This window comes from Prosthecobacter sp. (genome assembly GCF_029946185.1).
Classification (GTDB): Bacteria; Verrucomicrobiota; Verrucomicrobiia; order Verrucomicrobiales; family Verrucomicrobiaceae; genus Prosthecobacter.
Map to the genome: position 1 here is coordinate 1 of NZ_JAQSEA010000130.1, position 3,948 is coordinate 3,948.

Genomic DNA, 3,948 nt, shown 5'->3' on the forward strand with positions numbered 1-3,948 from the left:
GAAGGTGTAGAGGAAGACGGTCATTGCACCGACGTCCATGGCAAACACCCCGACTCCGAGCATGTGGGCGGAGATGCGGGCGAGCTCACAGCAGATCACGCGGATTGCGCGGCCACGCTCAGGCACTTCCCAGCCCATGAGCTTTTCCACGGCAAGGGCATAGGCCACGTTGTTGGCCAGTGGTGCCAGGTAGTCCAGCCGGTCCGTGTAAGGCACGAACTGGTTGTAGTGCATGTTCTCAGCGATTTTTTCGTCGCCACGATGCAGGAAGCCGACATCGGGATCGCACTTGGTGATGATTTCGCCGTCGAGTTCCAGAATCAGCCGCAGCACCCCATGGGTGGCCGGGTGGCTGGGGCCCATGTTAAGCACAAGTTTCTCTCCGACGATGTCCGTCGTGGCTTCTTCCACGGCTTCGAGCTGCCGGGCCGCTTTGGCGGCAGTATCCGGGGCCTCGTATTCTCGGGTGACAGTGGGCATGAAAAGCAGGGGTCTTGTAGCGTGCGTGAGGGCTATCTATCTACGCTGCCCAAAGAGCGGCAAGGCGATTTTGTGAAAAATTTCACAAGCGGGCTTCAACCCGGCTCAAAAACACCCCGCCTTACCCCGCATATAAAGGTGCAGGAAGTTGCCCTCGGGCGAGGTCTGGGAGAGATTGTGCCCGACATGCAATACGGCCCATGCCTCAAACGAAGCCTGCTTTTCCCAGTTTATGCTGGGACGTGGTTGGCCGTAGCCGGGTGGTGTCTGGCCGAGACTGCCCCCCCCGCAGACGGCATTTTGGATGATACCCGGGCGTTCACCGCCGAAACCCACCGCGCGCTCGCGACGGAGCTCAAACTATTATCCCAGGATTTGAAATGCGCTGTGTGGATCAATGCCACGAGTTTCATGCCTGCGGGGATCACGGTGCGGAGACAGGCCCAGATCACCAGACGTGAATGGAGCGGCACACAGCCAGCCGTGCTGATGGCCTATGACCGCGCCAGCAACAGCAGCGCGATGTCTTTTGCCCCCTATTTCTGGGAGCGATACCCGGCTGCCGATCTCGTAGAGATCATGCAAGAGACACGCCGCATCCAGGCGGACAGCAAGCTCTCACTCGATGAACGTCTCGCCCTGGCCACGCGCGCCTGGATCGACCGGCTGCGCAGCATGGAAAGCGTGCAGCTGCAGCAGTCGCTCTGGCTGCAACGCGGCGAAAAGCGTTTTGCCTTGGCCGTTCCAGCCCTTTTGGCAGGAGGTGCCTTCGTCGCTGCCTTGCTCGGGTTCGTTTCACGGCGGCGCAGTGCCCGCGCAGGCCGTCATTTTCTTTTCCCCGAGGTGCAGGTGGGCCTGCGCTTCGGCGCGGCCTGCGGTGGAGGCGTAACGTCCGAGATCAAAACGAATTCGGGTGCCCAATGAACGGGCATCATTCGTCCTCTGCCTGCGGTTCGTCTCCCTCGATCTTGATCCCCATATCCTCCAGCTTCTTGTCCAAATCGACGACGTACTTCCAAGGCAGCTTTTTGCGCTGATACTTGCGGAACAGCAGATCTCGCAGTTCCAGCCAGCGCTCCGGTGGTGGATTTTCCAAGGGCATCCACTCTTCGCCATCGGGATGCGCATATCGAAACAGCCATTCGCGCGAGTTCCAATACGCGCGGATGTATTGTTTGCGACCGTCTTCGAGACGTTCATGCCATTCGTGGATTTGGTTTTTGGTCATTGAGAGCCCGCAGGATGCGCTAGTATTGCGCCCATGCAAGCCGCCAGCCCCAGCACTTCCCCTGCCCTGCCGAAACTCCTGCTCTATCTTCTCGCCGTCATATTCGGGGGGGCACTGCTGTCCGTGCCGCTTTTTCACCTCGGTAAAGCCGCCCAAGGCTGGCTCTCCACCTCATCATTGCATGACATCGGTCTGGTGAAGTGGTTGCAGGCAGAAATCGAGCGGGCGCAGTTCACGCGTTACTTCAACCGTGCCGTGCTCGTATGCGCCATCGCTTTCATCTGGCCCTTCATGCGCTGGGTGCGGCTGGAGCGCTCACTGCTGCCCGCCTGGCGTCCGTTCGCCCGGGGGCTCAGGCAATGGGCCATGGGCTTTGTTCTGGCCGCTGGTCTGCTGCTCGCGCTCGGATTTCTCTTTCTCAAGACTGGCGCGTATCAACTGCGCCCCGATGCGCGCTGGTGGAAGCTGGGAGAGCCCCTCACCGCCGCGCTGGGCGCCGGCATCGTGGAGGAGTTTTTCTTCCGTGGCCTGCTGCTCGGACTGCTGCTGCGGACCATGAAGGAGACGAAAGCGCTGCTCGCACTCACCTTCGTCTTCGCTTTCGTGCATTTTCTCAAACCGCCGGAAGGTTGGCAAATCAGCGATGCCGCTGTCACCTGGAGCAGTGGATTCGTCGTGCTGAAGCAGATCGCCGTCGGCTTTGGCGATGTGCATTTTCTCCTCGCCGAATTTGCCACTCTTTTCGCCGTCGGCTGGGTGCTGGCTAAAATGCGCATGCAAACGGGGGCGCTGTGGGCTGGCATAGGCCTGCACGGAGGCTGGGTCTTCGGCCTGAAATATTTCAGCGCCCTCACCTCCTATACGAGCGACTGGCTGCCCTGGATCGGCTCCAACCTAAAAGTCGGGCTCATGCCGCTGTGCACCGTCCTGCTAACCGGATGGATCGCCTCACGAATGCAGCGCCCGCGATAATTCATTTGCAGCATGAACATCCGCACGGAATCATGCATGCATGCAACTCCTTGCCGGAGTGGCGGAATTGGTAGACGCGCCAGACTTAGGATCTGGTTGGGAAACTAGTGCAGGTTCGAGTCCTGTCTCCGGCACTTACAAAGGGAAAATAGCGAATTTTGAGTGCAGTTCCGAAACCTCGAAAAAATGCACCTTGGCCACTTCTTGGCCCCTTTTGCGGAGCACCACCCGCCGCCAACTCGTCGGCAAGGCGGCCCTGAGGACATTTCCAACTCTGGCCTGCCCACAGAGTGAACTGCAATTTCCCCCTTATTTCGCGTTATAAAAACTTGAGAAGCCGGGCATTATCCCCGGCCAATCATCCTCCCCACCATGCCCCGGCGAACCCATTATTTGCCCTGCATCGACCGGGTCATCGTCTGCGCGTTGTATCATGAAGGCCGGCGGTTACGCCGTCCCATGACAAAGCTGGTCAACGATCTGCTCACCTCATCTCTGCAACACACGCAGGGATGGAGCATCGCTGCCACGCAGATGAGCGAACCGACGCAGGGCCAGACCCAGAAGGCTGGCACCATCCGCTAGCCGCACCACGTCGTCACAGCATCCCACTTCACTACACCCGGTCTCTCGAAAGATGGATCGCTTGTTTTGTTGTCGGGACATGCGGCGGCTTTTTTCACCCACCCAAGCATACCCACCCTAAATCAGGAAGCACACCACCATGGCCATCAAACTCAGCGCCAATTACAGCAAAAAACTCGGCCTGCCCCAATACAGCAGCCACAGCTTCAGCGCTTCCGTTGAAGTCGAACTCAGTGACATCACCCAGGTCGAAGTCGAATTGCAGAAGCTCTATTAGCTGCTGCAACACTCCGTCGATCAGGAAATTCAGCATCCGGGCTTCGTCCCGAATGACAGCACCCATGGTAACGGCCACGCAGCGCCACAGCCAAATGGACGTACCTACCCGGTCAACGGCAATGGTCGTCCACCTGCGCCGCCCGCCACGGACCGCTGGAACTGCACCGACGGCCAGCGCGGGTTCATCCTGCGCATTGTCAGTGAGAACGCCAGCATCACCAAACAGGTGGCGGAGGATTTGTCACAAATGCTCTTCGGCATCGGCGTCAAGCAGCTCAACAAGATGCAGGCGTCTCAGCTGATCGAGGATCTGCTGGTCAAAGCGGGCAAACCCGCTGTACGCCAGACCCGCTGGCAGCAACAACCCACCGCCCAAGCCGCATGAACACGCCCGCTGCCTCACC

General features: G+C 59.3%; 6 protein-coding genes, 1 tRNA gene and 1 pseudogene. 6 read left to right on the top strand and 2 right to left on the bottom strand.

Going from position 1 to position 3,948, the window contains the following annotated elements:
* Window positions 1–480, bottom strand: a pseudogene (locus tag PSV43_RS10720) (NADH-quinone oxidoreductase subunit D); the annotation flags it as partial.
* A 186-nt stretch (window positions 481–666) separates the two neighbouring features.
* On the opposite strand from PSV43_RS10720, the gene PSV43_RS10725 reads away from it, so the two are divergent.
* Entirely contained in the window at window positions 667–1,404 is a 738-nt protein-coding gene (locus PSV43_RS10725) for a hypothetical protein (protein ID WP_300196593.1), read from the top strand.
* A gap of 7 nt (window positions 1,405–1,411) precedes the next feature.
* Here PSV43_RS10725 and PSV43_RS10730 read toward each other — a convergent pair whose 3' ends face one another.
* Window positions 1,412–1,708: a hypothetical protein gene (locus PSV43_RS10730; protein ID WP_300196595.1), complete on the bottom strand. Its 297-nt coding sequence runs from the start codon at window positions 1,706–1,708 to the stop codon at window positions 1,412–1,414.
* A 33-nt stretch (window positions 1,709–1,741) separates the two neighbouring features.
* Here PSV43_RS10730 and PSV43_RS10735 point away from each other — a divergent pair, with 33 nt between their 5' ends.
* The 5 genes from PSV43_RS10735 (at window position 1,742) to PSV43_RS10755 (ending at window position 3,929) form a co-directional block, all read left to right on the top strand.
* Window positions 1,742–2,680 (top strand): CPBP family glutamic-type intramembrane protease, encoded by a 939-nt coding sequence (locus tag PSV43_RS10735; protein WP_300196597.1) that lies wholly within the window; start codon window positions 1,742–1,744, stop codon window positions 2,678–2,680.
* Window positions 2,681–2,732: 52 nt separating this feature from the next.
* A tRNA-Leu gene (locus PSV43_RS10740) sits at window positions 2,733–2,814 on the top strand.
* 238 nt (window positions 2,815–3,052) lie between these two features.
* Window positions 3,053–3,265 carry a hypothetical protein gene (locus tag PSV43_RS10745; RefSeq protein WP_300196599.1) on the top strand — a complete coding sequence of 71 codons (213 nt, stop codon included), beginning with the start codon at window positions 3,053–3,055 and terminating at the stop codon, window positions 3,263–3,265.
* Between the two features lie 139 nt (window positions 3,266–3,404).
* The gene (locus PSV43_RS10750) at window positions 3,405–3,542 is read left to right on the top strand and encodes a hypothetical protein (protein WP_300196601.1); all 138 of its coding nucleotides are present in this window, start codon (window positions 3,405–3,407) and stop codon (window positions 3,540–3,542) included.
* Between the two features lie 249 nt (window positions 3,543–3,791).
* Entirely contained in the window at window positions 3,792–3,929 is a 138-nt protein-coding gene (locus PSV43_RS10755; RefSeq protein ID WP_300196603.1) for a hypothetical protein, read from the top strand.
* Window positions 3,930–3,948: the final 19 nt, after the last annotated feature.